The following is an 18,151-nucleotide window of genomic DNA, read 5'->3' on the forward strand; positions in this document are numbered from 1 at the left end:
GACCGGGGAGGCTGTTAGCCTTCGCGCCAGGCGCGCTCAACCTCTTCAGCAAGAATTTTCACCCCTGCCTCAATTTTTTGCGGATCGGGAACGTAGTTCATCCGCATGCACTGGTGCGTATGCGGCCAGGGTTTGTCCAGCCCCGGGAAGAAGTAGTCGCCGGGAACCATCAATACGCCGCGCGCTTTCAGACGCTGGTACAGCAATTCAGTTGAAATCGGCAAATCTTTGAACCACAGCCAGAGGAAAATAGCGCCTTCCGGCTTATGGATCAGGCAGCGATTTTCCGGTAAATACCGGCGAATGGTCGCGATTGTCTCCAGTACGCGCTGGTAGTAGAACGGTTTTATTACCGTTTCCGACAGGCGCAACAGGTCGTTACGCTTGATCATTTCGCACATCATTGCCGGGCCAATACCGCCAGGCGACAGGCTGATAATGCCGTTCATATTGGTGATGGCGGTGATGATTTTTTCATTGGCGATAATGATGCCGCAGCGGCTGCCGGGCAGCCCCAGTTTGGAGAGGCTCATGCACAGGATGATATTCGGATTCCACAGCGGGCGTGCTTCGCTGAAAATAATGCCCGGGAAGGGAACGCCGTAGGCGTTATCGATCACCAGCGGGATGCCGTGCTGATTGGCAAGGGTATCCAGCTTCATCAGCTCTTCGTCGGTGATCACATTACCTGTTGGGTTAGTCGGGCGCGACACGCAGATCATGCCAGTCTCTTCCCCGATGCGCAGATGTTCAAAATCAACGTGGTATTTGAACTGACCTTCCGGCAATAGCTCGATATTCGGGCGAGCGGAAACGAAAAGATCCTCTTCCAGCCCGGAATCGGCATAACCAATGTATTCCGGCGCCAGCGGGAACAGCACTTTTTTAGTCGTCCCGTCGGCGCGGCGTCCGGCGAAGAGATTAAACAAGTAGAAAAACGCGCTCTGACTGCCGTTTGTTAGTGCAATATTCTGTGGTTCGATATCCCAACCCAGATTCTCACGCAGCAGCGACGCGAGCGCTGTCAGTAGCTCCGTTTTTCCCTGCGGACCGTCATAATTACAAAGCGCATCAGTGGCTTTGCCGTTTTCCAGCATTTCGCCCAGTAGCGAATGGAAGTAATTCTGCATTTCCGGGATTTGCGCTGGATTACCCCCGCCGAGCATGATTGCGCCGGGCGTGCGTAAGCCGTCATTGAGGTCTTCCATCAGGCGGGTAATGCCTGAATGGCGGGTAAATTTGTCGCCAAAAAGTGAGAATGTCATAGCAGGTGGTCTGTCGAACTCATTATCAAAGTGGCTAACCATAGCGCTACCTATGGCAGGGTGCAAATCAGGCGTTAACGCCGTGGGTGATGCTTTATGCTGAAGATTTTTATCTGGCTGGTGTTTTGTTTTGATAAGACGTCCGGCGGATGGGCACGCCGGACGTCAGGCAGGATTAAGGGCGACCCGCCCAGACGACCATGACCTTATCGTCGTCGTGCTCGCGCACAAAACCGTACCCCTGCTTCAGTGAGAGCGTGGTTTGCTTACCGGCGCCGATGGCAGGGTGTCTGGCGCGGAACTGGCTGATTCGCTGCCAGTGGGCGACGGTGGCGGCGGATTTACCGTTGATATCCTGCCAGTTCATGTCAGAACGGGTGCCTTGCAGCGGATCGGAACCCGTCGGGCCAAAGGGGCGTGCGGATTCGTCGCCATAAAAGATCTGCACGGCGCCGGGCGCCAGCAGCAGAAGCTCTGCGGCCTTATCGCCGCCTTCCCGAAAGAGGCGCGTGTCGTGCGAGGAGAGATAACTCAGCACGTTGAAATCCTGTAATTTCTCTGCCATTTGCTGCCAGGTGGCGTCCATATCCGCCAGACAATCGACCGCTTTTGCCGCCTGCTCCTGGTAGTCAAAGTTGATCATCGCATCAAAGCCGTGGCGGTAATAATCACTCTGCATGACGCCGTGGCCCCAGGCTTCACCGGTCATCCAGAAAGGCGTGTCGTCCAGCGTCTTTTCCGGGTTGGCCTGTTTCCACTCGGTCAACGCCGCGCTGGCCTGGGTTTTCAACTGCTGCCAGGCAGGAAGTTCGACGTGTTTGGCGGTATCTACGCGGAACCCGTCGATGCCGTAATCACGCACCCACTGACTGAGCCAGTGGGTCAGATAATCCCGCGGCGTGTAGCCCTCAATGGCTTTTGCACGGGTATCCGGTTTGTTTTTATAGAACACCGGCAGGCCGGAAGGGGTTGTGGATTCCGTTTTAATATCGGGCAGGAAGGCCAGCGACATGGTCAAATCGTCAAAGCCTGGATTGTCATAATCGCCAATATCCGTGCGAATCCATTCTTTCCCCCACCATGCTTCCCATGCCGCTTTGTCGCTGAAGTTGATGTAGTCATTAAAGCTGTGCCAGCTTTGCCCGGCGGCGGGCTTCCAGTCAGTCCAGCGTTCGCCCAGCGTCTTTTTCAGCTCATCGCCTTGCAGATACAGCGCGCCAAACCGGAATGTCTGCATGTCCGCCAGCGTGGCGTAGCCCGTGTGGTTCATCACCACATCAAACAGAATACGGATGCCGCGCTGGTGTGCGCCATCGACTAACGCGCGAAGGTCGTCCTCGCTGCCCATATTGGCGTCCAGCGTGGTCCAGTCCTGGGTGTAATAGCCGTGGTAGGCATAATGCGGGAAATCCCCTTTCGTACCGCCGCCGACCCAGCCGTGGATTTGCTCGAACGGCGCGCTGATCCACAGGGCATTCACCCCCAGGTGTTGCAGATAGTCCAGCTTGTTTGCCAGCCCGCGTAAATCGCCGCCATGAAAAGTGCCAATCTCCTCCATGCCGTCTTTGTGGCGGCCATAGCTTTGGTCATTCGTCGGATCGCCGTTCTGGAAACGGTCTGTCAGCACAAAGTAGACCGTCGCGTTATGCCAGTTGAATGCGGCGGGCGCGTTGGTTTCCGCGCGTTCAAGCAACAAAAGCCCGTTGCTGGTCGCGCCGGGTTGCAGCGTAATCTGACCGTTCTTAACGGTAGCGGTTTGCTGGCTGTAGTAATCGCGCACGATCGCGCCTTCCGGGAAGGTGTGACTCACCTCCAGGGTCAGCGGCGAGCCGTTCCACGTCGGGCACTGGCGCACCGTGCTGGCGACGGGATCGGCGGTGCTTTTTATCGACAGCGTCAGCGTTGGCGTACCGGAGCGGGTATCAATCTCCAGCGAATAGTCGCCGTCTTTAAACAGTCGCCACTGCGGCGGCGTGCCTTCACACGGTTTGAGCGACAGCATCTGATTGAGTTTTATGGCATCAGCAGGTTGCCAGCACTGTTGGTCAATATGCAGCGTCAAAGGGCGCGTACCTTTCGTCAACGCGGCATGGCTGACAAACTTACCTGTACCTTCCGCCGTAAAGGGCGGGAATCCCTGAGATGTCCATGATGAGGCGAATACGATGCCGGGCATGAGCGCCAGCACAAAAGCGGTAAGTTTCATTACGCTTTCCTTATTGCTGCGATTTTAGCCAGTATGCCGTTGAAAGATAGCGGATAACTCATCCCTCTGGCGTATTCCGCCAGGCTGAGGCGCGAGGGTGAGCGATCGTGCGCAGAAAATAGCCATGTTTTGCGATAACCACCACATTTTCTTCGTATTAATAGCGTTCTTCGCCATTATTGCGTGACAGGGTTTCGGAATTGGACTATTCCTTGGGGTGCTCTTGACGGTTATTTTTGATATGATTTGAGATTCATCTCTCATTTTTTTTGAAAAATATAAGGCGTTGGAATGTATAAATCCGACCAGGAGACCTAATGATATTGACGCCCATACGACGATATGGGGCAATGATTCTTATGTTACTCACCGTAGTATTTTCGGGTGAGGTGCTGGCGAAGGCGCACACGACAACAACGAGTCAAAAGTCCCACGTAACCAAGACAGGTCATAAACAGGTAAGCAGTAAACAAGAGTATTCTCGCAATAGTGCAAAGAGTAGTTCACTTCCTGATTTGCGAAAATACCCTTCTGGAACACCAAGGAAAAAAGCGTTTCTCCGGACGGTTATGCCTTTTATCACCAGTCAAAATGCTGCGATTACTGCGGATCGTAACTGGCTGATTTCAAAACAGTACCAGAATCGCTGGTCGCCTTCTGAGCGTACGCGTATGAAAGATATCGCAGCGCGCTACAAGGTAAAGTGGTCTGGCAACACGCGTAACATTCCGTGGAATACCTTGCTGGAACGCGTAGACATCATCCCGACCAGTATGGTGGCGACGATGGCGGCGGCGGAAAGCGGCTGGGGAACCTCTAAACTGGCGCGCAACAACAATAACCTGTTCGGCATGAAATGCGGAAAAGGGCGTTGTACCAATGCGCCGGGTAAAGTGAAAGGTTACTCGCAGTTCGGCTCGGTTAAAGAGTCGGTTAACGCGTACGTGATTAACCTGAACACGCATCCTGCTTACTCGTCTTTCCGTAAGTCTCGCGCCCAGTTGCGTAAGGCGGATCAGGAAGTTACCGCAAGCGCGATGATTCATAAGCTGAAGGGTTATTCGACGAAAGGGCAGAGCTACAACAACTATCTGTTCGCGATGTATCAGGATAACCAGCGTTTAATCGCCGCGCATATGTAATGACCCGATTTTGTAGGCCGGATAAGGCGCTTGCGCCGCCATCCGGCACAAACGCCCGGTGACGCTTTGCTTACCGGGCCTACAAAAGACCCCGCTACAACAACACCTCACTGTACCGATCGCGGTACTCTTTTGGCGTCGTGTCATACTCCTTTTTGAAAACAGAATAGAAATATTGCAGGGATGGGTAGCCGCACATCTGTGATATTTCGTTAATCGGCAGCGTGGTTGAAATTAACAGGCTGCGCGCTTTTTCCAGTTTTTCAGCATGAATAACGGCGTGAATGGTCTCCCCGACGTCTTCTTTAAACCGTTTCTCCAGGTTCGAGCGGGAGATACCGACCGCGTCCAGCACCTGATCGACTTTAATACCTTTGCAGGCATGGTTACGGATGAAATGCATCGCCTGTATGACGGCCGGGTCGGTCAATGAGCGGTAGTCCGTCGAGCGACGCTCAACGACGCGCACAGGCGGAACCAGAATACGTTGCAGCGGCAGCACTTCCTTATCCAGCAGGCGGTGTAGCAGTTTTGCCGCCTGATAGCCCATCTGCCTGGCTCCCTGAGCGACCGATGACAGCGCGACCCGCGACAGATAACGGGTCAGTTCTTCGTTATCAATACCGATGACGCACAGCTTTTCGGGAACCGGGATATGCAGATGCTCGCAAACTTGCAGCACATGTCTTGCCCGGGCGTCGGTAACGGCGATAATCCCGGTTTGCGGCGGCAGGGTTTGCAGCCAGTCCGCCAGCCGGTTTTGCGCGTGCTGCCAGTTTTCCGGTGCGGTTTCCAGCCCCTGATAGACCACGCCACGGTATTTTTCTTGTGCAACCAGTTGGCAGAATGCGTATTCACGCTCGGCCGCCCAGCGCTTGCCGCTGGAGGCGGGCAGGCCATAAAAGGCGAAGCGATTGATCCCTTTTTCTTTCAGGTGCAGAAAGGCGCTTTCCACCAGTGCGTAGTTATCGGTGGCGATATAATGGACGGATGGATAATGTGCAGCAAGGTGGTAAGAACCGCCGACGCCGATAATGGGCACATCCACATCGGCAAGCGCCTGAGCAATGTCATCGTCATCGTAGTCGGCAATGACGCCATCGCCCAACCACTCTTTGATGTTATCAATTCGCGCGCGGAAGTCTTCTTCAATGAAGATATCCCATTCCGATTGCGATGCCTGTAAATATTCACCCACGCCTTCCACTACCTGACGGTCGTAGGCTTTATTTGCATTAAATAACAGTGTGATACGGTGGCGTTTCTCAAACATAGTTCTTTCCCTGCTGAATCAGTCATAAAGGACAATGCCGGTACGTGTTGACCGGCATTGAGCATGACCCCTTTTCTGGAATTCAGGAACGACGTTTAGTTGCTGAGTCCATCCATACTGCCAGTAACAAGATCGCACCTTTCACGATGTACTGCCAGAATGTGGGCACGTCCATCATACTCATTCCGTTATCAAGAGAGGCCATAATAAACGCCCCCATGACGGCGCCCGCGACGCTACCCACGCCACCCGCCAGGCTGGTTCCGCCGATCACGCAGGCGGCAATCGCGTCCAGCTCGGCAATGTTCCCGGCGGAAGGCGATCCGGCGCCGAGGCGCGAACTGAGTATCAGCCCTGCAATCGCCACCATCAGGCCGTTGATGGCGAAGACCGCCAGTTTGGTTCGCTCAACGTTAATGCCGGAGAGACGAGCGGCTTCCAGATTGCCGCCAATCGCATAAATTCTCCGGCCAAACGCCGTTCGCGTCGCCATAAACATACCGCCAAGCAGCAGGAATACCAGCAGCAGTACGGGCGTTGGAACGCCGCGATAATCGTTCAGCAGCCAGATTGCGCCCAGGACAATGACGGCGGTTAGCGCCTGGCGACCGACTACCGCAGTAGAAGCCGGGGTGCTAAGCGCCAGAGCCTGCCGACGCATACGCCCGCGCCATTGCCAGCCGATAAACGCCATTAAGCTGATGGCGCCTATTGTGAAGCCCAGACCGTTGGATAAGTAGCTCTGACCAATCTGCGACATCGCCGAGCTGGTGGGCGAGACGGTTGTACCATTCGTAATGCCAATGAGAATGCCACGGAAAGCCAGCATCCCGGCCAGGGTGACGATAAACGAAGGGACTTTCCGGTAGGCGACCCACCACCCGTTCCAGGCGCCGAGCAGTAAACCCAGCGCCAGCGTGACAACAATCGTAAGCGGCAATGGCCAGCCCAGCCAGACGTCGCAGATTGCCGCGACGCCGCCTAATAGCCCCATCATTGAGCCAACGGAGAGGTCGATTTCCGCAGAGATAATCACGAAAACCATCCCCACGGCCAGAATACCGGTGATCGCCGTCTGACGAAGCAGGTTGGAGACGTTGCGCGCGCTCAGGTATGCGCCTTCCGTGGTCCAGGTAAAGAACAGCATGATCACAATAATCGCCGCGATCATGACGAACACCTGTAGGTTCAGTGATTTTAACCCAGGAAAACCGCCCGTCAGAGGGGCTGAGAGTTTCACTTCAGACGGATTGTTTTTCGACATGATATTCGCTCCTCAATGCGGCTTCCATCACCTGTTCTTGAGTCAGGTTATGATTCACCAGGTTGGCTTTCAGTTTTCCTTCGTGCATCACCAGGATGCGATCGCTTAATCCAAGAACCTCGGGGAGTTCCGACGAGATGACGATGACAGCAATACCTTGCTGAACAAGCTGGTTAATGAGTTTGTAGATTTCATATTTCGCGCCGATATCGATTCCTCGGGTGGGTTCATCGAGGATGAGAATGCGCGGGTTCAGCAGGAGACAGCGCGCCAGTATGGCCTTTTGTTGGTTCCCGCCGCTAAGGCGCCCAATCGCTAAATCAGGCGAGGATGTTTTCACTTTCAGGCGTTGCAGCGATTCCAGAATGCATTTTTGCTCTGCGGCATCGTCAAGATGGCTTATCTTCCCGGTGAACCGATCGAGCGCCGCCAGCGTGATATTTTTCCCGACGGCCATAACCGGCACAATGCCGTCGCGTTTCCTGTCTTCTGGCACCATTGCAATGCCATGGGCGATCGCTTGCTGGCAATGACGAATATCCACGGCCTGATTATCGATCATGACCTTTCCTTCCCAGCGCCCGGGCCAGACGCCGAACAGGCATTGCACTAACTCCGTGCGGCCCGCGCCGACCAGCCCTGCAATGCCGAGAATCTCGCCCCGTTTCAGAGAAAAGGAGACATCATTGACGCGTTTGATGTGACGGTTGACGGGATGCCAGGCGGTAAGGCGCTCAACGCGCAAAATCTCCTCCCCGGTAGCATGCGGTTCATTAGGATAGAGCGCCGTCAGCTCGCGACCGACCATCATAGTGATGATATCGTCTTCTTCCATTCCGGCGGCTGCGCGGGTGCCAATATGTTGGCCGTCGCGGATCACGCAGATTGTGTCCGAGATAGCTTTAACTTCATTGAGCTTGTGTGAGATATAAATACACGCAATATCATGCTGTTGCAGATCGCGAATAATTTCCAGCAGCACGGTGGTTTCTTGTTCCGTGAGGGAGGCCGTCGGCTCATCGAGAATCAGCAGCCGAACTTGTTTATTAAGCGCTTTGGCAATTTCTACCAGCTGTTGTTGCCCCAGGCCCAGGTCGCCCACGCGGGTATCCGGTGAGATAGACAAGCTGACCTGGTCTAACAGCTTCTGGCAGCGTAGCGTCATCATGTCGTAATCAAGAATGCCGTTACGGGTGATTTCGCTGCCCAGGAAGATATTTTCCAGCACGGTTAAGTGTTTAACCAGCGCTAACTCCTGGTGAATAATAGCAATGCCCTTACGTTCGGTATCACGAATATGACTGGCTTGCAGTGTTTCTCCCGCAAACAGAATTTCACCTTCATAAGAGCCATGAGGGTAAATACCGCACAGCACTTTCATTAACGTTGATTTACCCGAACCATTTTCACCGCACAATGAAACGATTTCCCCGGCATTAAGCCTGAGGCTGACGTTATCAACTGCCTTCACTGCGCCGAAGGTCTTGGTAATGTTTTTCATTTCAAGTAGATAGGGCATAACTACTCCACATAAGCCAATGCGAGAACCCGGCATGGAGGGTTTGACGCCCTCCGCTGTTGTAGAGGGCGCAACGTTTACAGATCACTCTTTTTGTGGAACCCGTCTTTAATCACGGTTTCGTCAATATTGGTTTTATTAACATCAATTGGAGTAAGCAGGCGGGAAGGGACATCTTTCAGACCGTTATTCAGCGTGGCGTCGGCCTTAGGTTGTTGCCCGTTACCCAGCTCGACGGCGATCTCGGCGGCGGTATTCGCCAGTAGCGTGATGGGTTTATAAACCGTCATGGTCTGCGTGCCTGCGACAATACGTTTAATGCCCGCAAGGTCGGCATCCTGGCCGGAAATAGCGACTTTTCCTGATAATCCCTGAGCGCTGAGCGCCTGAATCGCACCGCCTGCGGTCGCGTCATTGGAAGCGACAACCGCGTCAATTTTGTTATTGTTTGCGGTCAGTGCATTTTCCATAATTTTCAGCGCATTTTCAGGCAACCATCCGTCTACCCATTGATCGCCAACGACATTAATTTTTCCTGAATCGATATAAGGTTTTAATACTTTCATTTGCCCGGCGCGGAACAATTTCGCATTATTATCTACCGGCGAGCCGCCCATCAGGAAATAATTCCCTTCAGGCACTTTATCGACCAACGCCTGAGCCTGTAATTCGCCGACTTTTTCGTTATCAAAAGAAATATAAAAATCGATGTCGGCATCATTTATCATACGGTCGTACGCTAATACTTTTATTCCTTCTTGTTTCGCTTCTTTTACGACATTGCTTAATACTTGTCCGTTATAAGGAATAATGACCAGAACATCAACGCCACGGTTGATCATGTTTTCAATCTGCGACATTTGGGTTTCTTCATTACCATTGGCAGATTGTACAAATACTTTTGCGCCGAGGGATTCGGCCTTGCTCACGAAAATATCGCGATCTTTTTGCCAGCGTTCCAGACGTAAGTCATCGATAGCCATACCAATTTTAACTTCTTTGGCATGTCCCGTTATGCTGGTGAGCAGGAGTGAAGTGCAGACGGTGAGTAAGATGTTTTTTATCTTCATAATCGTGATGCCTTTTGTTAGAGGGAACAGCGGTAAAAGTAACAATCACAGCGTGAGACGTAGCAGATTTTTAGCAGTTAATACGCGGAAGGCAATTATAGATTTTTATCTTGCAGTTACGATTTTTGGTTTATTTCGGGAATTATGACCGAGATCGTACTTTTAATGACGCATTACGCCCGTTACATTTCGTTGTTGATGAATAACCATTTTTTGCAGACGGTTACTTTTATTTTGCGAGGCAGCGCACACTTACGAATTATCTAAATAGCAGAGTGAAATAACATAATTGAGCAATGTGAATCGAGTAACCAATATTACGCCATTACCCATCCCTCGCCGTATTACCTGATTATGGAGTTCATTATGCAGGCTTATTTTGACCAACTCGATCGTGTTCGTTATGAAGGCCCTAAAAGCACTAATCCGTTAGCTTTCCGCCATTATAATCCAGATGAAATCGTACTGGGTAAACGCATGGAAGATCATCTGCGTTTTGCGGCCTGCTACTGGCATACCTTCTGCTGGAACGGCGCGGATATGTTTGGCGTAGGCGCGTTCAGCCGTCCGTGGCAACAGCCCGGCGATGCGCTGGAACTGGCGAAGCGCAAGGCGGATGTGGCGTTTGAATTTTTCCATAAGCTGAACGTGCCTTACTACTGCTTCCACGATGTGGATGTTTCGCCGGAAGGCGCCTCGCTGAAAGAGTATAAAAACAACTTTGCGCAAATGGTCGATGTGCTGGAGTCGAAGCAAGAACAGAGCGGCGTGAAGCTGTTATGGGGCACCGCGAACTGCTTTACCAACCCGCGTTACGGCGCCGGGGCGGCGACGAACCCGGACCCGGAAGTCTTCAGTTGGGCGGCGACGCAGGTGGTGAACGCGATGAACGCCACGCACAAACTGGGTGGTGAAAACTACGTTCTGTGGGGGGGCCGTGAAGGGTATGAAACCCTGCTGAATACCGATCTGCGCCAGGAACGCGAGCAGATTGGCCGCTTTATGCAGATGGTGGTGGAACATAAACATAAAACAGGTTTCCAGGGCACGCTGCTGATCGAGCCAAAACCGCAGGAGCCGACAAAACACCAGTATGACTACGATGTGGCAACGGTTTACGGCTTCCTCAAGCAGTTCGGCCTGGAAAAAGAGATCAAGGTGAACATTGAAGCCAACCACGCTACGCTGGCGGGCCACTCTTTCCATCATGAGATTGCGTCCGCCATTGCGCTGGGCATTTTTGGTTCTGTGGATGCCAACCGTGGCGATGCGCAGCTGGGCTGGGATACCGACCAGTTCCCGGTAAGCGTCGAAGAGAACGCGCTGGTGATGTATGAAATCCTGAAAGCGGGCGGTTTCACGACCGGCGGGCTGAACTTTGACGCGAAGGTTCGTCGCCAGAGCACCGACAAATACGATCTGTTCTATGGTCATATTGGCGCGATGGACACGATGGCGCTGTCATTAAAAGTGGCAGCGCGCATGATTGAAGATGGCGAACTGGATAAACGCGTGGCGAAACGTTATTCCGGCTGGAATAGCGAACTGGGCCAGCAAATTTTGAAAGGCCAGTTATCCCTGAGTGACGTCGCGCACTATGCTGAACAGCGTAATCTGGCGCCGGTGCATCAAAGCGGCCATCAGGAACTGCTGGAAAATCTGGTGAATCATTATCTGTTCGACAAGTAATCGCCATTGCGCCGCGTTTAGCCAACGCGGCGCATCGATAAAGGAGTGGTCACGATGTATATCGGGATAGATCTGGGCACGTCCGGTGTGAAAGCCATCCTGCTGAATGAGCAGGGAGACGTGCTGGCCTCGCAGACGGAGAAACTGTCCGTCTCTCGCCCGCATCCATTATGGTCGGAGCAGGATCCCGAACAGTGGTGGCTGGCGACGGATCGCGCCGTAAAAGCGCTGGGGCGAGAGCATTCATTGCGTGATGTAAAGGCGCTGGGGATTGCCGGGCAGATGCACGGCGCCACGTTGCTTGATAAACACCAGAAGGTGCTACGCCCGGCGATTTTATGGAATGACGGACGCTGTGGTGAAGAGTGCGCGCTGCTTGAGCAGCAGGTTCCGCAGTCTCGCGCCATTACCGGCAATCTGATGATGCCCGGCTTTACCGCGCCAAAACTGCTGTGGGTTCAGCGCCATGAGCCGGATATCTTCCGCCAGGTTGCAAAGGTGCTGCTACCTAAAGATTACCTGCGTCTGCGTATGACGGGGGATTTTGCCAGCGATATGTCGGACGCGGCGGGAACGATGTGGCTGGATGTCGCAGCGCGCGACTGGAGCGACATCATGCTCAACGCTTGTCAGCTAACCCGTGAGCACATGCCCGCTCTGTACGAAGGCAGCGACATCACCGGTACGGTGTTGCCTGAGGTGGCGCACTCCTGGGGGATGCCTGCGGTGCCTGTTGTTGCAGGGGGCGGAGATAACGCGGCGGGCGCGGTGGGCGTGGGGATGATCAATGCGGGTCAGGCCATGCTGTCGCTGGGAACATCAGGCGTCTATTTTGCGGTGAGTGACGGTTTTCTCAGTAAACCAGAAAGTGCGGTACACAGTTTTTGCCACGCATTGCCCGAACGCTGGCATTTGATGTCCGTCATGCTGAGCGCGGCATCCTGCCTGGACTGGGCGGCAAAATTGACCGGTCAGGCGTCTGTTCCCGCGCTGATTGACGCGGCACGCCAGGCGGATGATAACGCGGATGCCGTCTGGTTCCTGCCTTATCTTTCCGGCGAACGCACGCCGCATAATAATCCGCAGGCGAAGGGCGTATTCTTTGGCCTTACGCATCAGCATGGCCCCGCAGAGCTGGCGCGGGCGGTGCTGGAAGGCGTCGGTTATGCGCTGGCGGATGGCATGGATGTTGTGCATGCCTGTGGCGTGAAACCCGGCAGCGTGACGCTGATCGGCGGCGGGGCGCGCAGTGAATACTGGCGACAAATGCTGGCGGATATCAGCGGGCTACAGCTTGATTACCGTACCGGCGGCGATGTAGGCCCGGCATTGGGCGCCGCGCGTCTGGCGCAAATTGCGATGAATAAAGAGCAACCATTATCTGATTTATTACCGCAGCTTCCGCTGGAGCAAGCGCATTTCCCTGATGCTGAACGCCATGCGCGTTACCTTGAACGTCGCGAAACGTTCCGCCGCATTTACCAGCAGTTATTACCGCTCATGTCTTAATCCGCTATTCCTTCCGGCAGTGGCCGGAAGGAATTCTTATTTCCTATTGATTGCCTCGATATATATCGAAATCAATATGTGTGTTTTCTGATTTTCACGTTATTGTCCGGTTATCGTCTTTTCCATTCTTATTTCTTGTCTTAATGTGAATCGGCAAAGCATAAGGAGAGTGATATGGACGATAAGGTTGTGCGCAGGAAGCGTCTGGCCGGTTTAATCATGCTGGCGGGCGGTGCGCTGGTCTATCTGACAGGGCTGTGGCCTGCTTGCCACTCGTTGAGCGACAAGGGCTATTTTTTTGCGATAATGGTGATGAGTGGTTTTCCCCTGTTAATACGCCAGGAGCCGACGGGAAATGAGCGTCTGCTCACCCGGTGCAAATATCTGTTACTTCTCGCCGCAGGTATGCTTTTTGTCGGTCTATGGAATATTGATTTACCGGTCGCCGTCAAAGTGATGTGCCTTCTGGGGCTGGGCGTGAGTCTGTTGGGTACGGATATGTACGCCACGTATTCTGATGACGAATAAGGGCCGGTCAACTGACCAGCCTGCGCGTATCAATCTTCTGTAGCAATATCGACAGCAGCAAACTTCCGGCCAGGGTGAGGGTAAAAATCCATACGATATCCAGCGGCGGCCAGCGTTTAAACTCCACGCCATTCGTCCGTAGCGCATGGATTATCAGCGCGTGAAACCCGTAAATACCGAGTGAGTGGCGGGAAATCAGCGCCAGCCCGGGAACCGTGCGCGTATTCAGGGTATTTTTGACCAGCGTGAGCAGCGACGCGGCGCAAATAAACACCATTGGGCCGCAATAGACGTACCAGGTATCGGCAAAATTTCCGCGCCAGTTGAGTTCATGTAACGTTCCGCGCGAAATAATCAATACCGCCGTAATGAAAAGCGCGGCGCTTATCCAGGTCAGTGAATGTTTTTGTGTCTCCATCATGCCAATCGCCCGGCCCAGCATGCCATAGAGGATGTAGTAAAACGTGTCGCCGGTGATATACAGGTTAACGGGGAGCCACTCAAATCCGCCGATTTTTTGCGACACGGTATTGGGGTTGGCGACAACGCCAATGACGATCATCAGCACCAGCAGCATTTTGCCGCTGATGTTTTTAACCTGTATTAACGGCGATACCAGGTAGATCACCGCGATCGCGAAGAAAAACCACAGGTGGTAGAACACCGGTTTTTGCAGCAGGTTTTTCAGCGATAGCTCTGCGTTAATCGACGTAAAAAGGGTGATATATACCAACGCGACGGCGCTATAGAACAGCAGGCAAAGCGCAATGCGCAGGAAATGTCGCGGCTGGGCGCTACGTTCGCCAAAAAAGAGATAGCCCGAGATCATAAAAAACAGCGGTACGCTGACGCGTGAGGCAGAGTTCAGAACATTGGCAAAATCCCAGCTAAATGGATTGATGCTTTGCGCATTGGTGACGTACCAGGTGGTGGCGTGGATCATCACGACCATTAAACAGGCGATCCCTCGCAAATTATCAATCCAGTATATTTTGGGTTGCATCAGTTCCTCTGCTTCCGTTTTAAATAGGGTCTGACTTGTTTATTGGCGCGGTATCTCACTGGAATATTCTGAGTTTTTACGCTAAAGCTTGTGATGGCTCAGCGAGATTCGCAAAATGCGCCTGTCTTTTGGGCTAAACCCTAACCTTAATAATAATAAGAGCGACCGGCAAATAAGGCGGTAATAAAAATGATGATGAAGTCTGTTTTTCCGGCGCTGTTAACCCTCCTGCTGGTGGGATGCGCGACAACGGCGCAGCCGGTTCAGAAGGCGCAGAAGGTCAACGTAAACCCGGAACGCTCACTGGATATGGAAGCATTGTGCAAAGCGCAGGCGGCGCGGCGTTATAACACCGGCACGCAGAAAATTGATGTGACCGGTTTTGAGCAATACCAGGGTAGCTATGAGATGCGCGGCAATACTTTCCGCAAAGAGAGTTTTGTTTGCTCTTTTGACGCAGAAGGGCAGTTTTTACATCTTTCCATGCGCTAAGTTCCCCCTTTTTCCCGTTTCGTACTGTATATCTTGCGGTCAGCGGGTATACTGATCCCTTCCTTTAAATCCACACGTATCCAGCACGAAATAATATGCAAAAGTTTGATACCAGGACCTTCCAGGGCTTGATCCTGACCTTACAGGATTACTGGGCTCGCCAGGGCTGCACCATTGTTCAACCATTGGACATGGAAGTCGGCGCGGGGACTTCTCACCCAATGACCTGTCTGCGCGCGCTGGGGCCAGAGCCGATGGCGGCTGCCTATGTGCAGCCTTCTCGCCGTCCGACCGATGGTCGCTATGGCGAAAACCCGAACCGTTTACAGCACTACTATCAGTTCCAGGTGGTGATTAAGCCATCGCCGGATAACATCCAGGAGCTGTATCTCGGTTCTCTGAAAGAGCTGGGGATGGACCCGACTATCCACGATATCCGTTTCGTGGAAGATAACTGGGAAAACCCGACGCTGGGCGCCTGGGGTCTGGGTTGGGAAGTGTGGCTGAACGGCATGGAAGTGACTCAGTTCACCTACTTCCAGCAGGTTGGCGGTCTGGAGTGTAAGCCGGTTACCGGTGAGATCACCTACGGCCTGGAACGTCTGGCTATGTACATTCAGGGCGTAGACAGCGTTTACGACCTGGTCTGGAGCGACGGCCCGCTGGGTAAAACCACCTATGGCGACGTGTTCCATCAGAACGAAGTGGAGCAATCCACCTACAACTTCGAATACGCCGATGTGGATTTCCTGTTCACCTGTTTCGAACAGTATGAGAAAGAAGCACAGCAACTGCTGGCGCTGGAAAACCCGCTGCCGCTGCCTGCTTACGAGCGTATTCTGAAAGCCGCCCATAGCTTTAACCTGCTGGATGCGCGTAAAGCCATCTCCGTTACCGAGCGTCAGCGCTACATCCTGCGCATTCGCACCCTGACCAAAGCAGTGGCAGAAGCTTACTACGCTTCCCGTGAAGCCCTTGGCTTCCCGATGTGCAACAAAGACAAATAAGAGGCGGCCATGTCTGAGAAAACTTTTCTGGTGGAAATCGGCACTGAAGAGCTGCCACCAAAAGCCCTGCGCAGCCTGGCGGAGTCCTTTGCTGCGAACGTTACTGCGGAGCTGGATAACGCTGGCCTCGCACACGGCAACGTAGAGTGGTTCGCCGCACCGCGCCGTCTGGCGCTGAAAGTGGCGAATCTTGCTGCTTCTCAACCCGATCGCGAAGTTGAAAAACGCGGCCCGGCGATTGCCCAGGCGTTTGATGCGGAAGGCAAACCGAGCAAAGCGGCGGAAGGCTGGGCGCGTGGTTGCGGCATCACCGTGGACCAGGCTGAACGTCTGACCACTGACAAAGGCGAATGGCTGCTGTATCGTGCGCATGTGAAAGGCGAAAGCGCAGAAGCGCTGCTGCCGAACATGATTGCCACCTCTCTGGCGAAACTGCCGATTCCGAAACTGATGCGCTGGGGCGCGTCTGACGTTCACTTCGTGCGTCCGGTACACACCGTAACGCTGCTGCTGGGCGACAAGCTCATTCCGGCAACGATTCTGGGTATCCAGTCCGATCGCGTCATTCGCGGCCATCGTTTTATGGGCGAGCCGGAAATCACCATCGACACTGCTGACCAGTATCCGCAAATCCTGCTGGAGCGCGGTAAAGTTGTTGCTGATTACGAAGCGCGTAAAGCGAAAATCAAAGCTGATGCAGAAGAAGCGGCGCGTCAGATTGGCGGTAACGCTGACCTGAGCGAGAGCCTGCTGGAAGAGGTCACTTCGCTGGTGGAATGGCCGGTGGTGCTGACGGCGAAATTCGAAGAGAAATTCCTCGCGGTGCCGTCTGAAGCGCTGGTTTACACCATGAAGGGCGACCAGAAATACTTCCCGGTTTACGCCGCAGACGGCAAATTGCTGCCGAACTTTATCTTCGTGGCGAACATCGAATCCAAAGATCCGCAGCAAATCATCTCCGGTAACGAGAAGGTGGTGCGTCCGCGTCTGGCAGATGCCGAGTTCTTCTTCAATACCGACCGTAAAAAACGTCTGGAAGATAACCTGCCGCGTCTGCAAACCGTGCTGTTCCAGCAACAGCTGGGTACGCTGCGCGACAAGACCGACCGTATTCAGGCGCTGGCGGGCTGGATTGCTGAACAAATTGGCGCGGATGTTAACCACGCCACCCGTGCGGGCCTGCTGTCGAAATGTGACCTGATGACCAACATGGTCTTTGAGTTCACCGACACGCAGGGCGTCATGGGGATGCACTACGCGCGCCATGACGGCGAAGCGGAAGATGTGGCTGTCGCGCTGAACGAGCAGTATCAGCCGCGCTTTGCCGGTGACGACCTGCCGTCTAACCCGGTTGCCTGCGCGCTGGCGATTGCCGACAAGATGGACACGCTGGCGGGTATCTTCGGTATCGGTCAGCATCCGAAAGGCGATAAAGACCCGTTCGCGCTGCGTCGTGCCGCGCTGGGCGTGCTGCGTATCATCGTTGAGAAGAACCTGAATCTGGATCTGCAAACGCTGACCGAAGAAGCGGCGCGTCTGTACGGCGACAAGCTGACCAACGCGAATGTGGTTGATGACGTTATCGACTTTATGCTCGGTCGTTTCCGCGCCTGGTATCAGGATGAAGGTTACACCGTGGACACCATTCAGGCGGTTCTGGCGCGTCGTCCGACCCGTCCGGCGGATTTCGATGCCCGTATGAAGGCCGTGTCGCACTTCCGCACGCTGGAAGAAGCCTCCGCGCTGGCGGCGGCGAACAAACGTGTGTCCAACATTCTGGCGAAGTCCGACGAAGTGCTGAACGATCGTGTCAATGCGGCAACGTTGAAGGAACCAGAGGAAATTGCTTTGGCTCTGCAAGTTGTGGTTCTGCGTGACAAACTTGAACCCGTGTTTGCTGAAGGTCGTTACCAGGAAGCGTTAGTCGAACTGGCTGAGCTGCGTGAACCGGTCGATACGTTCTTTGAAAAAGTGATGGTGATGGTTGATGACAAAGATCTGCGCATCAACCGCCTCTCTATGCTGGCGAAACTGCGTGAGCTGTTCCTGCAGGTAGCGGATATTTCCCTGTTGCAGTAAGTTTGTCGCAATAAAATAAAACCTGCCATCTGGCAGGTTTTTTTATGGGGAAAAAGGTAAAAAAAATCCCCGCCGATTGGCAGGGATCTTCAATTCTGAGCTTAT

14 protein-coding genes are annotated in these 18,151 nt (G+C 53.7%); 7 read left to right on the forward strand and 7 right to left on the reverse strand.

Translation table 11 applies throughout. The features are described 5' to 3' along the window. Positions 1-14 precede the first annotated feature (14 nt). Positions 15-1,265: a valine--pyruvate transaminase gene (avtA, locus tag OGX84_RS06635; RefSeq protein ID WP_024131054.1), complete on the reverse strand. Its 1,251-nt coding sequence runs from the start codon at positions 1,263-1,265 to the stop codon at positions 15-17. 175 nt (positions 1,266-1,440) lie between these two features. After that, complete coding sequence (malS, locus tag OGX84_RS06640) at positions 1,441-3,471, reverse strand: alpha-amylase (protein WP_112001415.1); 2,031 nt, start codon at positions 3,469-3,471, stop codon at positions 1,441-1,443. A 317-nt stretch (positions 3,472-3,788) separates the two neighbouring features. Here malS and OGX84_RS06645 point away from each other — a divergent pair, with 317 nt between their 5' ends. Further along, positions 3,789-4,613 (forward strand): protein bax, encoded by an 825-nt coding sequence (locus tag OGX84_RS06645; RefSeq protein WP_024131053.1) that lies wholly within the window; start codon positions 3,789-3,791, stop codon positions 4,611-4,613. Positions 4,614-4,707: 94 nt separating this feature from the next. Here OGX84_RS06645 and xylR read toward each other — a convergent pair whose 3' ends face one another. From xylR to xylF, 4 genes are all read right to left on the reverse strand, one after another. Next, on the reverse strand, positions 4,708-5,886 hold the full coding sequence (gene xylR, locus OGX84_RS06650) for a D-xylose utilization transcriptional activator XylR (RefSeq protein ID WP_012135707.1): 1,179 nt from the start codon (positions 5,884-5,886) through the stop codon (positions 4,708-4,710). Between the two features lie 82 nt (positions 5,887-5,968). Then, complete coding sequence (gene xylH / locus OGX84_RS06655) at positions 5,969-7,150, reverse strand: xylose ABC transporter permease XylH (RefSeq protein WP_012135705.1); 1,182 nt, start codon at positions 7,148-7,150, stop codon at positions 5,969-5,971. Then, entirely contained in the window at positions 7,128-8,669 is a 1,542-nt protein-coding gene (locus OGX84_RS06660; protein WP_012135704.1) for a xylose ABC transporter ATP-binding protein, read from the reverse strand. The genes xylH and OGX84_RS06660 overlap by 23 nt, the downstream gene beginning before the upstream one ends. Positions 8,670-8,746: 77 nt before the next feature. Further along, positions 8,747-9,739, reverse strand: a complete 993-nt coding sequence (gene xylF, locus OGX84_RS06665; protein WP_012135703.1) for a D-xylose ABC transporter substrate-binding protein — start codon at positions 9,737-9,739, stop codon at positions 8,747-8,749. A gap of 366 nt (positions 9,740-10,105) precedes the next feature. Between xylF and xylA the strand changes: the two genes are divergently transcribed. The 3 genes from xylA to OGX84_RS06680 all read left to right on the forward strand — a co-directional run bounded on the left by xylA (position 10,106) and on the right by OGX84_RS06680 (position 13,465). Continuing rightward, positions 10,106-11,428 (forward strand): xylose isomerase, encoded by a 1,323-nt coding sequence (xylA, locus tag OGX84_RS06670; protein WP_110493665.1) that lies wholly within the window; start codon positions 10,106-10,108, stop codon positions 11,426-11,428. Between the two features lie 54 nt (positions 11,429-11,482). After that, positions 11,483-12,937 (forward strand): xylulokinase, encoded by a 1,455-nt coding sequence (gene xylB, locus OGX84_RS06675; protein ID WP_112001416.1) that lies wholly within the window; start codon positions 11,483-11,485, stop codon positions 12,935-12,937. Between the two features lie 174 nt (positions 12,938-13,111). Then, positions 13,112-13,465 (forward strand): YiaA/YiaB family inner membrane protein, encoded by a 354-nt coding sequence (locus OGX84_RS06680; RefSeq protein ID WP_112001417.1) that lies wholly within the window; start codon positions 13,112-13,114, stop codon positions 13,463-13,465. A gap of 7 nt (positions 13,466-13,472) precedes the next feature. Here OGX84_RS06680 and OGX84_RS06685 read toward each other — a convergent pair whose 3' ends face one another. Continuing rightward, positions 13,473-14,468, reverse strand: coding sequence for an acyltransferase (locus OGX84_RS06685; protein ID WP_112001418.1), 996 nt, complete (start codon positions 14,466-14,468; stop codon positions 13,473-13,475). Positions 14,469-14,657: 189 nt separating this feature from the next. Between OGX84_RS06685 and OGX84_RS06690 the strand changes: the two genes are divergently transcribed. The 3 genes from OGX84_RS06690 (at position 14,658) to glyS (ending at position 18,046) form a co-directional block, all read left to right on the forward strand. Beyond that, positions 14,658-14,960: a YsaB family lipoprotein gene (locus OGX84_RS06690; RefSeq protein WP_012135698.1), complete on the forward strand. Its 303-nt coding sequence runs from the start codon at positions 14,658-14,660 to the stop codon at positions 14,958-14,960. Positions 14,961-15,055: 95 nt separating this feature from the next. Then, entirely contained in the window at positions 15,056-15,967 is a 912-nt protein-coding gene (gene glyQ / locus OGX84_RS06695) for a glycine--tRNA ligase subunit alpha (RefSeq protein WP_001168544.1), read from the forward strand. A 9-nt stretch (positions 15,968-15,976) separates the two neighbouring features. After that, entirely contained in the window at positions 15,977-18,046 is a 2,070-nt protein-coding gene (gene glyS / locus OGX84_RS06700; protein ID WP_058668264.1) for a glycine--tRNA ligase subunit beta, read from the forward strand. The last annotated feature ends 105 nt before the right edge of the window (positions 18,047-18,151 follow it).

It is taken from the genome of Citrobacter sp. CK202 (assembly GCF_030333225.1).
In the GTDB taxonomy this organism is placed as follows: domain Bacteria; phylum Pseudomonadota; class Gammaproteobacteria; order Enterobacterales; family Enterobacteriaceae; genus Citrobacter_B; species Citrobacter_B koseri.